At 62.6% G+C, this 15,696-nt stretch carries 9 protein-coding genes; 1 reads left to right on the top strand and 8 read right to left on the bottom strand.

The genetic code is table 11. The features are described 5' to 3' along the window. The first annotated feature begins 104 nt into the window (after positions 1 to 104). Positions 105 to 329, top strand: coding sequence for a YgdI/YgdR family lipoprotein (locus tag CAF77_RS04855; protein WP_039768348.1), 225 nt, complete (start codon positions 105 to 107; stop codon positions 327 to 329). Between the two features lie 58 nt (positions 330 to 387). On the opposite strand, the gene CAF77_RS04850 is transcribed toward CAF77_RS04855, so the two are convergent. From CAF77_RS04850 to CAF77_RS04815, 8 genes are all read right to left on the bottom strand, one after another. After that, complete coding sequence (locus CAF77_RS04850; RefSeq protein ID WP_064381646.1) at positions 388 to 762, bottom strand: hypothetical protein; 375 nt, start codon at positions 760 to 762, stop codon at positions 388 to 390. A 158-nt stretch (positions 763 to 920) separates the two neighbouring features. Beyond that, a complete protein-coding gene (locus CAF77_RS04845; protein ID WP_064381647.1) occupies positions 921 to 2,774 on the bottom strand; it encodes a polyurethanase in 1,854 nt (617 codons plus the stop codon). Positions 2,775 to 2,874: 100 nt separating this feature from the next. Next, on the bottom strand, positions 2,875 to 4,563 hold the full coding sequence (locus CAF77_RS04840) for a hypothetical protein (RefSeq protein WP_064381651.1): 1,689 nt from the start codon (positions 4,561 to 4,563) through the stop codon (positions 2,875 to 2,877). Between the two features lie 57 nt (positions 4,564 to 4,620). Next, complete coding sequence (locus CAF77_RS04835; RefSeq protein WP_085654086.1) at positions 4,621 to 7,707, bottom strand: autotransporter serine protease; 3,087 nt, start codon at positions 7,705 to 7,707, stop codon at positions 4,621 to 4,623. 179 nt (positions 7,708 to 7,886) lie between these two features. After that, positions 7,887 to 10,838: an autotransporter serine protease gene (locus CAF77_RS04830; protein ID WP_064381655.1), complete on the bottom strand. Its 2,952-nt coding sequence runs from the start codon at positions 10,836 to 10,838 to the stop codon at positions 7,887 to 7,889. Positions 10,839 to 11,090: 252 nt separating this feature from the next. Then, positions 11,091 to 12,452 carry a TolC family outer membrane protein gene (locus CAF77_RS04825; RefSeq protein ID WP_064381657.1) on the bottom strand — a complete coding sequence of 454 codons (1,362 nt, stop codon included), beginning with the start codon at positions 12,450 to 12,452 and terminating at the stop codon, positions 11,091 to 11,093. A 2-nt stretch (positions 12,453 to 12,454) separates the two neighbouring features. Continuing rightward, positions 12,455 to 13,804, bottom strand: a complete 1,350-nt coding sequence (locus CAF77_RS04820; protein ID WP_085654085.1) for an HlyD family type I secretion periplasmic adaptor subunit — start codon at positions 13,802 to 13,804, stop codon at positions 12,455 to 12,457. Beyond that, positions 13,801 to 15,576 carry a type I secretion system permease/ATPase gene (locus tag CAF77_RS04815; RefSeq protein ID WP_064381661.1) on the bottom strand — a complete coding sequence of 592 codons (1,776 nt, stop codon included), beginning with the start codon at positions 15,574 to 15,576 and terminating at the stop codon, positions 13,801 to 13,803. The genes CAF77_RS04820 and CAF77_RS04815 overlap by 4 nt, the downstream gene beginning before the upstream one ends. Between the last annotated feature and the right edge of the window lie 120 nt (positions 15,577 to 15,696).

Raw genomic sequence — 15,696 nt, 5'->3', positions numbered from 1 at the left:
ATTCATTACGGTTTTTTTCAGGTGGCCATCGAACTTTTCCGGGCGTAATGGCACCAACCGCGTTAGAGGCCGACAATGGTCGAAATGAACAGGAATGCTTGCTTATGAAAATCAAGACTCTCGGAATTCCGTTGGCTGTTGCAGCCTTGCTGACCCTGGCCGGTTGCTCGACCCCGACAGTGGTGACCTTGCAGAACGGCACCCAGTACCTGACCGAAGACATGCCCGATACCAAAACCGAGGATGGCTTCTACGAGTTCAAGGATATTTCCGGCGCCAAAGTCCGCGTACGTGCCGACGAAGTGGCCACGGTGCGCAAGGAAGACTGACGGATAAAACATCAAAAAAGGCTGCGTTCCTGTTGGAGCGCAGCCTTTTTTGCATTTGTCAGCGGGGTAATGCCATGCCCGGCAGGGAGCCGTCGCAACTGAAGGGGCGTTCGCCGCGGCGAACCAGTTCTTCCTGCAAGCGCTGGCAGCGCTGACGCTCCTGTTGCGCCATGCGGTCGATGCTCAGGTTGCCGGTCATTTCCGGCTCATGGTCTTCGCCGATGCGAACGGTCACGAACGGTTGTTCGGGCTGGATATGAAAGCGGCTTTTTTTTTCGACGGGTTTGGCGTCTTCGCTTTTGGCCGGCTCTGGCAGTTGATCGGGTGTCACGCCATAGCGGCTCAGAATCGAGCTGTGAGGCAGATCGGCCCAGGCATTGGCCGACAGCAGCACAAGCCCCGCAACACCGATATACCCCTTGAAACCTTTCACGTGTGAATCTCCTGTACTCGTTGGCGACCTTTAGATGACGAACGTTGCCGTCATGGCTTTAGGCCGCATTTCCTGTTGGTGCAGGGATTGGAGTCGGGGAATGGCTGGCGAGTCACTTTTGCTATGGGGAGGGAATACGCTCCCTCCCCACCTTGTCGTCAGGCGATCACGATCCCGTCGGCACTCAGGCTGTTCAACGCTACCCCGACCAGCGTCACCGAATCAGCACCGAATTTCAGCACCGTATCCTGCCCCACCGCCGTGGCATGGGCGCGGAAGTCGTCGCCCGGCAACACGCCCTGCACGCCGAGGAACACCAGTTTGTCGTTGGCGGTGTAACCCACCACGCGATCCTGGCCGAATGCGCCGTTGAACAGGAAGGTATCCGCCCCGCCACCCGACTCCATCAGATCATTACCGGCACCGCCGACGAACACATCGTTGCCCGCCCCGCCGATCAGATGGTCGTTGCCGTCCAGCCCGAACAACCAGTCACCGCTGGCCTTGGCCTTGAGGGTGTCGGCGCCGCTGGTGCCTTTCACGCTCGACTCGTATTGAGTGACGTTGTTGCCGACCTTCAAACCGGTCGCTGTGACGCTGTGGGTCACGTCGTCCTTGAACAGGCCCCAGAGAAAGCCCGGCTCCTTGGTGACGATGCTGCCGATGTCGCGGGTGATGCTGATCCCGCCGTTGGCATCGCGGATGTACAGGTTGCCGGCGCCGTCGTTGGCGAAGTCGAACTTGTTCACCGACTGTTGCAAATCGAGGGTGTTGTTACCGGCACCGCCGAGGATGACGTTGTAGCCCCCGCCATCGCGGAAGGTGTCGTTGCCGGCGCGCCCCTCCAGATAATCGTTGCCGCTGCCGCCCTGGATCAGGTCGTTGCCGTCGCTGCCGATGATGAAGGTGCTGCCCTTGTGGGTTTCGGCGTTGCGGTTCAGGTCCTGCACCCAGGTGTTGGCCCGCGCCGGATCCGACAGGTTGGCGACGATGATCGTCGAGTCCTTGCTGGTCAGGTCGTAGAACTTCGACTCGATCACCCGGTTCATGCCGTCGCCATAAGCGGTCGGCAGGTGCGAGATCCAGGTCGGAATGTTGACGATCGAGAACGGCAGCACGTTCCACGCCGCCGAGGCGTAATGGTCGTTGAAACTGACGATGTTGTCGGTCGCCGACTCCTTGGGTGCGTCATGCACGCCAAGCGAGGCACCGGTGAAAGTCGAGCCGTCGAGGGCGCGGAACACCGGGTCGTTTTCATAGCCGACGTTGAGCACCTTGTCGGTGCTGCTCTGGGTTGGCGAGGCGTAGGCGATGTAATTCGAGTCCTGGAAGAACCCGCCCCATTTGCTGGTGCTCAAGTCCGCCATGCTGTTGACCGCCAGCCCGCCGAGGCTGTGGCCGCTGACCAGCACGTCCTTGCCGCTCAGGCCGTTGGCCTTGGCAAAGGCCACCACAGCGTTCATCAGGTTGCCGAAGGCTTCGCCGACGTAGTTCCTGGCGTAATCCTTGGGGCCGAACGCGGCGAGCAAGTCGTTGATCACGTCACCGATGGAATCGCCGATCAGGATTTCCCGCGGGCCGCTGGTGCCACGAAAGGCGATGCCGATCTCCGTGAGACGGCCCTGAGCGTCGTATTTGCCGAGGATTTCCACCTGAGCGCTGGTGTAGCCGGCCTTTTCGCCGAAGAAGGTGCCGCGCGCGTCGGTCTTGCCCTCGTAACCCAGTTGCGAGGCGGTGATCGGGGTCCAGCCGGCTTTTTTCACCGCGTCGAGTGCGGCTTTTTCCGAATCGGGATTCCACGGAATACCGGGGATCACCCCCTGGGAATCCGTGCCGCCGATCAGCGCGGTCACCAGCGTGGCCGGCAAGCCGAGGCCGAAGCCGTTGTGCTGATAACCGACGGCAAAGCCGTTATCGAGGTTGTGATAGGAATACAGCGTAATGGCCATGGCATCGCTGAACAGCGCCTTGGATTCCGCCGTACCGAAGTTCTTGTAGTCATACACACCCATTGCTGTTGCCTCTCTTTTTGTTGGAATTGTTCAGAGATAGCTCACAACCAGAACGCCCCTCCCGAGGCGCCCCGGAGCATTTCAGTACAACTTTCGTTTGTCAGGCGAAGACGAAACTCGAATCCGACAGGTTAGCCACACCGACCCCGATCAGCGTCACGGCAAAGTCGCCAATCTTCAGCACGGTATCGCTTCCGGACTGCGACGCGTGTTGCTTGTAGTCGTAGCCCTGCCCTGCGCCTTCGACGCCCATGAACACCAGTTTGTCGCTGTCCTGGTAGCCATTGATCGCGTCGAAGCCGAAGGCGCCGCTGAACAGGAAGGTGTTGTTGCCACCCACCGCGCTCATCACGTCGTTGCCGGCACCGCCGACGAAGGTCACGTGGGCCTTGTCGCTTTGCAGGTGATCGTTGCCGCCCAGGCCGAACAGCCAGTCGCCGTCGGCGGTGGCTTTGAGGGTGTCGCCCATGGCGCCGCCGCTGAGCGAGTGGTTGTACTGGGTCAGTTCGGTACCGTTGGCCAGGCCTTTGGCGGTGACGGTCCAGGTGATTTCCTTGCTGCCCCACCACGAACCCGACTCTTTGCTCACTAGCGCGCCGATGTCGCGGGTCATGCTGATGCCGCCGTAGGCGTCACGCACGTACAGCGTGCCGTCGCCGTCGTTGGCGAAGCTGAAGTTCTGCAACGGCTTTTGCAGCTCGAAGGTATTGTGGCCCTGGCCACCGAGCAGGATGTTGAAACCGCCGTCATCACGGAAACGGTCATCGCCGCCCAGGCCTTCGAGGAAGTCGTTGCCCGCCCCGCCCTTGAGCCAGTCACCGCTGTCGGTGCCGATGATGAACGTGCTGCCGGTGTGCGGCTCGCCGCTGCGGCCCAGATCCTCGACCCAGGTCTTGCCCCGCGACGCTTGCTCAAGGTTGGAGACGATGATCGTCGAGTCCTTGTGCGTCAGGCCGTAGAACTTCGACGCGATCACCCGATTCAGGCCGTCGGCATACCCCAGCGAGCTGTGGGCCGACCAGTTCAGCGGGTTGGCGATGCTGAACGGCACCAGATTCTGCGCGGTGGACGCGTAGTTGTCGTTGAAGTTGACGATGTTGTCAGTGGTCGAATCGTGCGGTTTGTCGTGCTTGCCCATCGACGCGGTACTGAACGTGGTGCCGTCGAGCACGCGGAACACCGGGTCGTTTTCGTAGCCGATGTTCAGCACATTGGTGCCGGTGCTGCTCTGGGTCGGCGAGGCGAACGAAATGTAGTTGGCGTCCTTGAAAAAACCGCCCCAGTTGCTCGCGCTCAACTCCGCCACGCTGTTGACCCCGAGACCGCCGAGGCTGTGGCCGCTGATCAATACGTCCTTGGACGCAATGCCATGGGCGACGGCGAAAGCCGCCACCGATTTGAGCAGGTTATCGAAGGCGTTTTTCGCGTACTGGGTGGCGTAGTCCGACGGGCCAATGGCAGCCAGCAGGTTGTTTTTCATGTCGCCGAAGGTGTCGCTGTAACCCAGCCCGCCGGTGCCGCGGAAGGCCACGCCGATGCCGATCAGCTTGCCCGCGGCGTCGTACTTGCCGAGCACTTCGGCTTCGGCGCTGGTGAAGCCGTCCTTCTCGCCGAAGAACGTGCCCTGTGCTCCGACCTTGCCCTGATAGCCCAGCGCCGTGGCGCCGATCGGCTTCCAGCCTGTACCGGGCAAGGCCTGCCCGGTCGGCGTGTAGGCATACAGCGTCAGGGCGATGGCATCGCTGTACAGCGCTTTGCCGTCGGCATTTTTGTAATCGAACAGTCCCATGTTGTGCTCTCTCTTCCTTTAAAAAACGGCAGTTCTCGAAAGAACTGCCGTTACCCCTTAGAACTGCCAGTCCAGCGTCAGGCCCACGCCGTGGTCCTTTTCGTTGGAGCCGATCAGCCCGTTGTAGTCCAGGTTGACCCGGACATCGCGATTGAGCGCCAGACCGGCGCGTACGCCGACCACCGCTGCATCTCGATCCATCGACACACTTTGCACGGTGAACGCACTGTTGCCATTGACGAAGGCCAAGCGACTGTCAGCATCCACGCTGCTCAAGTTGTGCTGCCAGCCCAGGCTTGCACCCAGTTCCAGCTGGTGTTTCTCCGACAGGGCAAACGTGCGTTTGGCCCGCACACCGAGGGTCGACAGCACCACATCGCGGTTGTCTTCGCCGCCCTTCAGTGCGGCGGCATCACCCTTCTCGGTGAAGCTGTCGCTGTTGAGGTGCACGTAGGCCAGATTGGCGAACGGCTCCAGGTTCATCGGTTGCAGGCCCAGGTCGTAGGCCGCTTCGGTGAACAGTTGCGCGGTGGTCGCATCGCGCTTGGTTTTCTGTTTGCCGCTGACGCCACCGAACTGCAGGTCGCGTTTGACGTCGATGCGGTGCCAGCTGTAGGCCGCACCGGCAGTCAGACGCAACGCATCGATCTGATGCCCCAGGTACGCGCCCAGGTGATAGCTGTCGACCGAGGCGGACGAATGTGTCCCGTCTCCCATGCTCAACGAGCTGTCGCTATAACCGGTAACGAAACCCAGACGGGTATCTTCAGCGATCAAGCCGTCGACCCCGGCCAGCAGGCCGCCAATGGAGCTGGTGGAATCGGCGTATTTCGACCCGCCATCGCTCTTGCCCCACGCGCCCAACACTTTCAGCCAGGCGTTACTGCGGTCATCGGTTGGCGCGCCGGCATCGAACAGATCACGCTCGCGCAGACGTTCGCCCACGGCATCGCGCAGGTAGCGGCTGTCGTTGATCAGCAGCGTGCCGATGGCCGGGTGAATCTCGCCGGACAGTTGCTGGAAGGCCTCCTGCGCAGCGGCCGCCGACGGCGACAGCAACAGGGTTTCGAACAACGCATTGCCGGCGCCGAGGCGTTCGGCGGCAGCACCGACTGCGCGCTGGTTCGGGGTCAGGCCGACACTGGCGAACGAGGCGCCGTTGCGGCCGACGTCCAGTTGCACACCGCTTGCCGAGTACGCCAGGGTGCCGCCGAGGAACGCGTAGTCGGGCAGCACTTGGCCGAACTGCCCTTCAATGCCGCCCGCTGCCTGCAAGATGTTGAACTGGGTGCCGAGCAGGCTTTTCACTTCGCCGGTGGTCAACAGCGTCGGGCTGTTTTCCAGCGACATGGTTACGGTCGCGCCTTCGATCAGCGCTTTGCCGCCGGCGACGATCCGGTCGCTGCTGGTCGGCGACACTTCCACCGCATAGGTCGAACCTGGTGCGAAGGTCACGTCACCGGCCACGTTCAAGGTGCCGATGGAGTTGCCCGGCGCCACGGTACCGCCGCGGTTGGCGGTCAGCGCCGCGATCCGGCCGTTACCGCCAAGGATGCCGCCGTCATTGACCGTCACCGCCGATTGCAGCGAGCCATTGATTGCCAGTCGCCCCTGATTGACCAGGGTCGGGCCGCTGTAGGTGTTGTTGCCGGTCAGCACCAGAGTGCCGATGCCTTGTTTGGTCAGACCGCCATGGCCGGAGATGTTGTTGCGCCAGGTGTCGAGCCCGCAGGTGATGTCGTTGCACACGCGCTCGGTGGGTTTGCCCGCATCGATGATCGCGCCGATGCCCGGCAGATCGGCCACGAACTGGCCGGAACCGTAGGCGCCCTGGATGCGGAACTCTTCGGGAATGTCCTGCTCGGTGACGAACATCGCCGGGCCGTCGATGCCCTTGCGCAGGTTGATCATGCCCCAGCCGTACAGGGCGTCGATGCCCGGTGCGCCGAGGTCGGTGGCCGTGGTGCGCAACACGCTGGCGACCTGATCGCCGGTCATGTACGGGAAGCGCTCCATCAGCACCGCCATGGAGCCGGCCACGTGCGGCGCGGCCATCGAGGTGCCGTTGTAGTTCTTGTAGCCGGTGGTCAGGTTGTCGGCGTTGGTGCCTTCGATGATCGAACTGTAGATCTGCGTGCCCGGTGCCGAGACGCAGAAACTGGCGGTGTAGCCGCAGCGCGAAGAAAACGTACTCATGATGTACGGATTGGCGCTGGTCTGATCCGGGTTCCTCTGCAATGCGGCGACGGTGATCCAGTTCGGCGCGATGTCCGGCACGAAGTAACCGAGGCCGGCGATGGCGTCCGGGTTGTTCAGGTTGTAGTCGTTACCCGCCGCGAAGATCGTCACGATCCCGCTGCGTGCAGCGGCGATTGCGCCGTCGTAGGCGCCGCCGGGTTTGGTGCCCAGCAGTGTGCGGATCTCGTTGAACTGCAGTTGCGCGTCGTTGACGGTGAAGTGCGGATACGCCGGGTCACGGCCGCCGAGGTCGAAACGGTCGGTGATGCCGATCCCCCAGCTGTTGTTGATGATCCGCGCGCCGCTGGCGATCAGCGCATCCCAGCCGCCCTTGTACACCGCACCGTCGTTGCCGCGCACGATGCCGTCTTCCGGGCCTGGGTCGCCGTTGTCGGCGCTGATGATCTGCGCGCCAAACGCCACACCGTGCATCGGTCCGCCGTCTCGGCTGCCGGCGGCGATCCCGCCGACGTGGGTGCCGTGGGCGCCAAGCTTGCCGTCGGAACCGACCGAGGGCGAGCCGTCATAGCGGAACGCGTCCCCGGCTTTGACCGGAATGTAGGGGTCGGTGTATTCGCGGATCCCCGAGGTCACCAGGGTGATGACCTTGTTGCTGCCGGAAAACTCCGGATGCGCAGCGTAGACCGGTTGGTCGAAGATCCCGAGCTTCACGCCTTTGCCGGTGTAGCCGGCGGCGTAGGCGTAATCCGCGCCGATGGCGCCGAGGCCCCAGTCGGCCTTGAACTCGGCACTGCGCCAACTGCCCGGATCCCCTGCCCGGCCGCTTTCCACGTAAGGTGCCGCGTATGCGCTGCCCCAGGTGGTCATCGCGCAGAGCAAGGCAAAGTTCAGAGTTTTCAGGCGAAAGCCTCCACCCGATTGCGCGGGGGTGTTGTTGTTTTTCATCCAGCGACCTTCCTTAGTGATGTTGCGAAAAATCCGTGTGTTCAGCCCCGTGATCGTTCCCACGCTCCCGCGTGGGAACGCAGCCCGTGACGCTCCGCGTCACTGGACGCGGAGCGTCCCTAGAGGCATTCCCACGCAGACGGTTCGACGCCTCGACGTGGGAACGATCATCCGTGTGTCTAGAACTGCCAGTTCAGACTCAGGCCCACGCCGTGCTGCTTCTCGCGGCTGGCCAGTTGTCCGGTGTAATCGAGGTTCACCCGCACGTCGCGGGTCAGCGCCAGGCTGGCCTGCACGCCGATCAGCGCAGCGTCGCGCACCAGTGGCGAGCTTTCGACCGTGTACGGCGCGCTGCCGCTGGCGAAGCGCAAATGCTGCTCGGATTCGATGTCGGTCAGGCTGCGCTGCCAGCCCAGATGCCCGCTCACGTCCAGCTTCTGCGCGGACGGCAGGTCAAAGGTCTTGATCGCCCGCACGCCGAGGGTGCTCAGCACCGCGTCGCGCTGGTCGTCGCCGCTTTTCAGCGCGGCGGCGTCACCCTTCTCGGTGAAGCCGTCGGTGTTGATGTGCACGTAAGCCAGGTTGGCGAACGGCTCCAGGGCCAGCGGTTGCAGGTTCAGTCGATAGGCCGCTTCGCCGAATACCTGAGTGGTGGCGGCATCGACTTTGGCTTTCTGCTTGGCGCTGACGTTGCCGTACTGCAAGTCGCGTTTTACATCGGCGCGATGCCAGCTGTAGGCCGCGCCGGTGCTCAGACGCCAGGCACCGATGTCGTGGCCGGCGTAGGCGCCGAGGTGATAGCTGTCGACCTTGGCCGAGGAATGGGTGCCCGAGCCCATGCTCAGCGAACTGTCGCTGTAACCGGTGACCAGACCGATGCGGGTCTGCTCGTCGACCGCGCCGTCGACACCAGCCAGCAAACCGCCGATGGAAGTGCTGTAACCGGCGGTGTCGTGGCGCGAGTCGGTTGTGCCCCAGGCGCCGAGGGCCTTGATCCAGCCATTGCTTTGCGTGGCTTGGGCGTCATGCAGGCGTTCGCCGATGGCATCGCGCAGTTGCCGGCTGTCGTTGATCAGCATCGAGCCGAGGGCCGGGTAGATTTCGCCACTCAGCTGTTGAAAGGCTTGTTGCGCGTCGCTGGCGGTGGCCGACAACAGCAGACTTTCGTACACGGAATTGCCCGCGCCCAAACCCTCGACCGCCGTGGCCACGGAGCGCTGATTCGGTGTCTGGCCAATGCTGGCAAAAGACGTCGCGTTGCGCTCGACGTTCAAGCCAATGCCGTTGCCGCTGTAGGCCAGGCTGCCACCGATGAACAGATAATCCGGCAGCACTGCACCGAACCGGCCCTGAATACCGCCCGCCGCTTGCAGAATGTCGTACTGCCGGCCGAGCAGGCTTCTGGCTTCGGTGGTGCTGAGCAAGGTCGGGCTGTTTTCCAACGACAGACTCACGGTGGCGCCGTTGATGGAGGCGGAGCCGCCGGCGACGATGCGGTCGCTGCTGGTTGAAGACAGTTCCACGGCGTAAGTCGAACCGGGCGCGAAGGTTACGTTACCGGCCACGTTCAAAGTGCCGATCGAATTGCCCGGCGCCACGCGGCCGCCGCTGTTGGCGGTCAGTGCGCCGATCCGCCCGGAGCCGCCGAGGGTGCCGCCGTCATTGACGGTCACGGCCGAGGTCAGCGATCCGTTCACCGTCAGCAGACCGCCATTGACCGTGGTCGGCCCGCGATAGGTGTTTTCACCGGTCAAAATCAGTCGCCCGTCGCCGGACTTGATCAGGCTGCCTTGATAAACCCGAGCGGAAGCTGCTGCGTCACGGGCCATGCCCACGGCGTAATCAGTCTGATCCTGCTGGCTGGCGCCGGCCGGCACGCCGCTCTGCCAGCCTTTGTTTTGCAGGGTTTGCTGCCAGGTGCTGTGTTCGGCGAGGTCTTCGCCCTGGCGCTGGATCAGCGCCTTGTCGCTGATGTCGTTGCTCCAGACATCGCTTTGCCCGGCCGCCAGATTCGCGTTGAAAGCACCAAGCAATTGCCCCGGCCCGCGCATCGCCCGGTACAGGTTGGCCACGCCCCAGCCGACTCGTTCGGTCGGCGCGTCAGTCACCGAACCATCGAGTTGAGTGGCGGTGGTCAACAGCACTTCGAGAGCCTGCTGGTTGTTCATGTACGGGTAGCGTTCCATCACCAGCGCCAGTGCGCCGGTGGCGTGCGGGGCGGCCATCGAGGTGCCGGATTTGATCGCATAACCGCCGTCGGGAATGGTGCTGTCGATCTTCGCCCCCGGCGTGGTGATGCACCAGTATTTGGCGATGCCGCACTGGTTGTACTTTTGCTGATTGCTTTGGTCGAGTCCGGAGACCGCCAGCCAGTGGCCTTCCAGGTCTGGCTGAAAGTACGGCAGCGCCGAGCGCACGCTGGCATTCGGGTAGCCGCTGTTGCCGGCGCTGAACACGTTGATCACGCCACCACGGGAAACGTCTGCCGCCGCATCCAGCCAAGTGCCCTTGTTCCAGTGCTGGGCGTAAGCGGCGTGCAGGTCCGCGAGGGTTCGGTAACTGACATCCGGCGGCTGGCTGCCCCAGCTGTTGTTGATCGCTCGCACGCCGGCATCGGCCAGAGCGTCGTACACCGCTTTGAAGTAGCGCGGATCGGGGTTGGGGCCGAACAGAAAACTGTCGTTCTTGTTGGTGTTGCCGACATATATCTGCGCGTTGTATGCCACGCCATGCATACCGGTGCCATCGCGGGACGCGCCCATGGTGCCGACCACGTGGGTGCCGTGTGAATCGTTGTTCGGGTTGAGGGTGCCGTTGACGTTGAATAGCGAGCCATCGAGGTAGCTGCCGCTGGCCAGTACCGGGTGATAACGGTCGCTGGCGAACTCGGGATGGGCGGCGTCGAAGCCGGAGTCCAGCGCGCCGATTTTCACCCCCTTGCCGGTGATGCCGACGGCGTAGGCCTGATCGGCCTGCATCCGGCCAAGGCCCCAGTCGCGCAGGAATTCGGCGCTGCGCCAACTGGCCGGATCGCCGGGTTGTCCGGATTCTAGGTACTGCGCCTGAGCCTGGGTCGAAGAAATCACAAGCAGCAGGGTGCCGACCGAAATCGGCTTGATGCGTACGTCCATGTTCACCACTCACTTTTATTGTTTTATGCAGGTTTATTCTGCGGTGTTGCCCATTCCCCTCACCCCAGCCCTCTCCCCAAGGAGATGGAGCTGACCGAGGTGTCTTGCGTCATACATCGACCTGAAAAAACCGGGTCGATGCTGGATTCGGTGACGCCCGATCAGGTCGGTGTACCTCCAAAATATCCCCCGATCAGTCCCCTCTCCCTCCGGGAGAGGGTTAGGGTGAGGGCCGGTCTGAAGCCATGCACATCAACGCCGAGCCACACCAAACGCCTCATCCACCCGCGCCAGATCCTGTTCGCTCAAGGTGCCCGCGTAGTAATGCAACTTGGTCCAGGCCATAAGGTAGTCATAGCGGGCCTGGGCCAGATCACGGCGGGTGGTAAACAGTTGTTGTTCGGCGTTCAGGGCGTCGAGATTGGTGCGCTCGCCGCCGAGAATGCTTTGTTTGGTCGACACCACCAGCGCTTCGGCCGAGGCCAGGGCCTTTTGATAGGCGCGCAACTTGTTGACCCCGGACAGACACGCGCTGAACTGCCGGCGCAATTCGATCAGCGTCTCGCGGGTCTTGCCGTCCAGTTCGTATTCGGCCTGTTCCATGGTGCGGCTGGCCTGACGGGTCGAAGCCGACACGCCGCCACCGGCATACAACGGCACGCTGACTTCGAAACCGATGGTGTTGGTTTCGTAACGCTGGTTGTAGGTGTTGCCGCTTTCCGACTCGTTCTGGCGCATCGTGGCATAGGCGCTGACTTTCGGCAGGTGCCCGGCGCGGTTGCGCTCGACTTCGTACCGCGCCACTTCCACCGCCTGACGCTGGGACGCAAGGTTCGGGTTGTTGCTGACTGCCAGCTCATGCCAGGTGTCGTAGTTGGCCGGTATCAAGGCGAACGTCTGGAAGTTCTGATCCAGCGGCGCCAGATCACTGATGTCCATCGCCGGCACGCCTACCAATGCGCCCAGCTCCCGTAGCGCGGCATCCTGCTCGTCGCGGGCCTCGATTTCCTCGGCGGTCGCCAGTTCGTAACGCGACTCGGCTTCAAGGATGTCCGTACGGGTGCCCTCGCCCTGCTTGAACATATGCTCGTTCTGCTGGAACTGCTGCTCGTAAGCCTTTTTCTTGGCCTGCGCGATGTCGATCTGATCCTGGGCAAACAAGGCCTTGGTGTAGTTATCCAGTACGCGAACCAGCAGCTCCTGGCTCTTGCCGCGAAAGTTCTCATCGGCAAACAGCGACTGGGCCACGCCCTTGCGATAGGCCGCGTAGGCTTCGTAGTCGAGCAACGGTTGTTGCAGGGTCAGGCTTGAGCCGTAGCTGCTGTAATTACGCTCATCGGTGCGATTGCGCGCGCGTTCGTCGAGGGACGTGGCCTTCGACGAGTTGCGGCCCTTGTTGTAGTTGTAACCCAGTTTCGGCAACAGGCCGGCGCGGCCGATGGCACGGTTTTCGAGGCCGGCATCGCGCTCCTTGATCGCACCGAGGAACACCGGGTCATTGCGCAACGCCTGTTCGTAGATCTCGAACGGCCCCATGGCCGCCACTGCACTGTTGCCCGCGAGCAGCGCGAACGCTGCCGCCAGCATGGAAAGCTTATTCATACAGCCGAACATCCTTATTCTTCGGTCAACGCGGAACCGGCGCGGTCGAGCAGCGGCTTGAACAGGTAGTTGAGGAGTGAACGTTCGCCAGTGCGCACGAACATTTCCGCCGGCATGCCGGGCTTGATCACCAGCCCGTTGAGTTTTTCCATGGCCTGATCGCTGACGCTGCTGCGCAGCACGTAGTACGGCACGCCGGTTTTCTCATCGACCATCTGGTCGGCGGAAATCAGGCTGACTTCGCCGGGCACCCGTGGCGTCTTGCTCTGGTTGAATGCGGTGAACAGGATGTCGACCGGCAAGTGCGTGCCGACCTTGTCGATCAGGTTGATCGGCAGGTGGCCTTCGACTTCCAGGCGCGTGCCTTGCGGGACGATTTCCAGCAGGGTTTCGCCCTGACGCACCACGGCGCCTTCGGTGTGTACGCCGAGGTTGACTGCCACGCCATCGGCGGTGGCGAGGATTTCGCTGTGTTGCAGGTCGAAACCGGCGGAGGTCAGTTGCTCGGACAGCGTGACGCTTTTCAGTTGCGCGTCAGCCAGTTGAGTGCGGACTTCCTTCTGGTACTCCTCGCCGTGCTGTTGCAGCTTCAGGCGGGATTCAAGAATGCCCTGCTCTACCCGGCCACTTTCGCCAGTGTTCTCGGCCAGTTGCTGCTGCACCTGCGACAGCTGACGCTGATATTCCATCAACCGGTTGCGCGGGATGTAGCCGTTGTCGGCCAGCGGTTGCAGGTTGCTCAGTTGCTGTTGCAACGAATCGGCCTGCGCGTTGAGGTCAGTACGGGCGCGGCGCATGCCCGCCAGTTGCGCAGTGGCGCCTTCGATGCTGGCACGCAGGGCGGCCTGCTCGCGGGCAAACGCTTCGCGACGACTGCTGAAGAGTTGCCGTTGCCCTTCCAGCACCAGTGCCAGGCGCGGATCGGCGTTGTCGCTCAGTTCTGCCGGAAAGGTCACTTGCTTGAGGTTGTCACGCTCGGCCTGCCAGCGCGCGAGGCTGGCCCAGGCCATGCGGTATTGCGCCTGCAGCGACTGCACGTCGGCGGCGACCTGGGTCTGGTCGAGGCGGAACAGCGGCTGGCCCTGCTTTACGATTTCGCCTTCGCGCACCAGAATCCGGCTGACCACGCCGCTGCTCATCGACTGCACGGCTTTGCGTTTGCCCGACACCACCACAGTGCCTTGTACCGGAATCCCTTGATCCAGCGGCGCCAATGCCGCCCAGGTGAAGAAACTGCCGGCACCGACCAGCGCCAGAATCCAGCCCATGCGGGCGAAAAACTTTGCGTCGCGCTCCGGGCGCTCGGTGATGTAGTCGTGTTCCATCGTGGCTTCATTTTGCGTGTTCATGCTCGCGCTGCTCATACACCCGAATTCCTTGTCGTCGGCTGATACTGTCGGCTCATGCTGAGCCCGGCCGGTGCCTGCGCAGGTTTTTCATTTTGTTGTGGCGCGTTGCCGGACAGCGCCTTGAGCACATCGTGGCTCGGGCCAAAGGCTTGCAGGCGACCGTCGTTGAGCACCAGCAGCTTGTCAGCCTGGGCCAGTACCGAAGAACGGTGGGTCACCAGCACCACAGTGGTGCCCTGGGCCTTGAGCTGCACAATCGCGCTGGACAGCGCGGCTTCGCCGACGGTGTCGAGGTTGGAGTTAGGTTCATCCAGCACCACCAGGCTCGGGTTGCCGTACAACGCACGGGCCAGTGCCACGCGCTGTTTCTGCCCGCCGGACAAACCGCTGCCGTCCTCGCCCAGTTGCGTGTCGTAGCCTTGTGGCATGCGCAGGATCAGTTCGTGCACCCCGGCCTGTTGCGCGGCGGCCACGACCTTTTGCGGATCGGCTTCGCTGAAGCGGGCGATGTTCTCGGCGATGCTGCCGCTGAACAGTTCGATGTCCTGCGGCAGATAGCCAATGTACGGGCCGAGCTGATCGCGGTTCCAGCGGTGAATATCAGCGCCGTCCAGACGCACTGTGCCACCGAGGGCGGGCCATACGCCGACCAGCACACGCGCCAGGGTCGATTTGCCGGAGCCGGAAGCACCGAGCACGCCCAACACTTCACCGGCCCCCAAGCTGAAATTGACCATATGCAGGGTTGCGGCGCGCTGCCCCGGAGGACCGGCGCTGACTTGTTCGAAAGTGATCTGGCCTTTCGGCGCCGGCAGCGCCATGGCGTCGTCACTTGGCGGGAAGGCCTGCAGTAGCGCATCGAGGCGGCGGTAAGCCAGCTTCGCCCCGCTCCACTGCTTCCACACGGCAATCAACTGGTCGATCGGGCTCAGCACCCGGCCCATCAGGATGGAGCCGGCGATCATCATCCCGGCGGTCATGTCGCCCTTGATCACCAGCAGTGCGCCGAGGCCCAGCACCAGCGATTGCAGGCACAGACGCAGGGTCTTGCTCAGCGAGCTGATCACCGCGCCGGTGTCGCTGGCCTGATTCTGCAGGCCAAGGAAGCGCGAGTGCACCTGGAACCAGCGCTTGCGCAAGGCGCCGAGCATGCCCATCGCCTGAATGGTTTCGGCGTTGTGCAGATGGCTGGTGGCCAACTGGCTGGACTTCTGCGAGAAACCGGCGGCTTCGCCCAGCGGCTTTTTGGTCATGTATTCGTTCAGGCACGCCAGCGCGATCAGCAGCAGCGCTCCCGCTGTGGCGAGCACGCCGAGCCAGACGTTGAACAGGTAAATCACGAACAGGTACACCGGGAACCACGGCGCATCGAAGAACGCGAACAGCGCAGGCCCGGTGACGAACTGGCGAATGTGGGTCAGGTCGCCCAGGGACTGTCCGGCGTTACCCTCGCCCTTGAACAGATTGCGCTCGAACGCCGCCTGATAGACCCGCAGATTGAAACGGCGCTCGAGCTGGCTGCCGATGCGGATCACGATAAAGCTGCGCACCACCTCCAGCAGACCGATGAAGGCGAAGAAACCGACGACCATCAGCGACAGCATCGCCAGGGTGGTTTCGTTCTGCGAAGACAGCACCCGGTCGTAAACCTGAAGCATATATATGGAGGGCACCAGCATCAGCACGTTAATCAGTGCGGTAAAGCATCCGACGCTGATCAGAATGCTTTTATAGTCACCTAATGCCTTGAATAAGGGAGCGGTGGCTGGGGCCTTCGCCATCTTCATTGATTATTCCTGAAATGGTATTTCCCGCCCTGCTTGGCGAGACTTCAATTAATTGTCCGCATGGCGTGCGGGACATAAACCGCCAGTACCTGCTTACACTTCAACAACAACTTCGGCGAT

It is taken from the genome of Pseudomonas sp. R15(2017), assembly GCF_002112685.1.
In the GTDB taxonomy this organism is placed as follows: Bacteria; Pseudomonadota; Gammaproteobacteria; order Pseudomonadales; family Pseudomonadaceae; genus Aquipseudomonas; species Aquipseudomonas glycinae.
The sequence above is the reverse complement of the archived record's forward strand: the minus strand, read 5'-3'. Positions and strand labels throughout refer to the sequence as shown.

Bases quoted from the DNA above. Each gene is read 5' to 3' on its own strand.
- CAF77_RS04840 (WP_064381651.1), bottom strand. From the start codon at position 4,563: ATGGGACTGTTCGATTACAAAAATGCCGACGGCAAAGCGCTGTACAGC.
- CAF77_RS04845 (WP_064381647.1), bottom strand. From the start codon at position 2,774: ATGGGTGTGTATGACTACAAGAACTTCGGTACGGCGGAATCCAAGGCG.
- CAF77_RS04830 (WP_064381655.1), bottom strand. From the start codon at position 10,838: ATGGACGTACGCATCAAGCCGATTTCGGTCGGCACCCTGCTGCTTGTG.
- CAF77_RS04820 (WP_085654085.1), bottom strand. From the start codon at position 13,804: ATGAGCAGCGCGAGCATGAACACGCAAAATGAAGCCACGATGGAACAC.
- CAF77_RS04835 (WP_085654086.1), bottom strand. From the start codon at position 7,707: ATGAAAAACAACAACACCCCCGCGCAATCGGGTGGAGGCTTTCGCCTG.
- CAF77_RS04815 (WP_064381661.1), bottom strand. From the start codon at position 15,576: ATGAAGATGGCGAAGGCCCCAGCCACCGCTCCCTTATTCAAGGCATTA.
- CAF77_RS04825 (WP_064381657.1), bottom strand. From the start codon at position 12,452: ATGTTCGGCTGTATGAATAAGCTTTCCATGCTGGCGGCAGCGTTCGCG.
- CAF77_RS04855 (WP_039768348.1), top strand. From the start codon at position 105: ATGAAAATCAAGACTCTCGGAATTCCGTTGGCTGTTGCAGCCTTGCTG.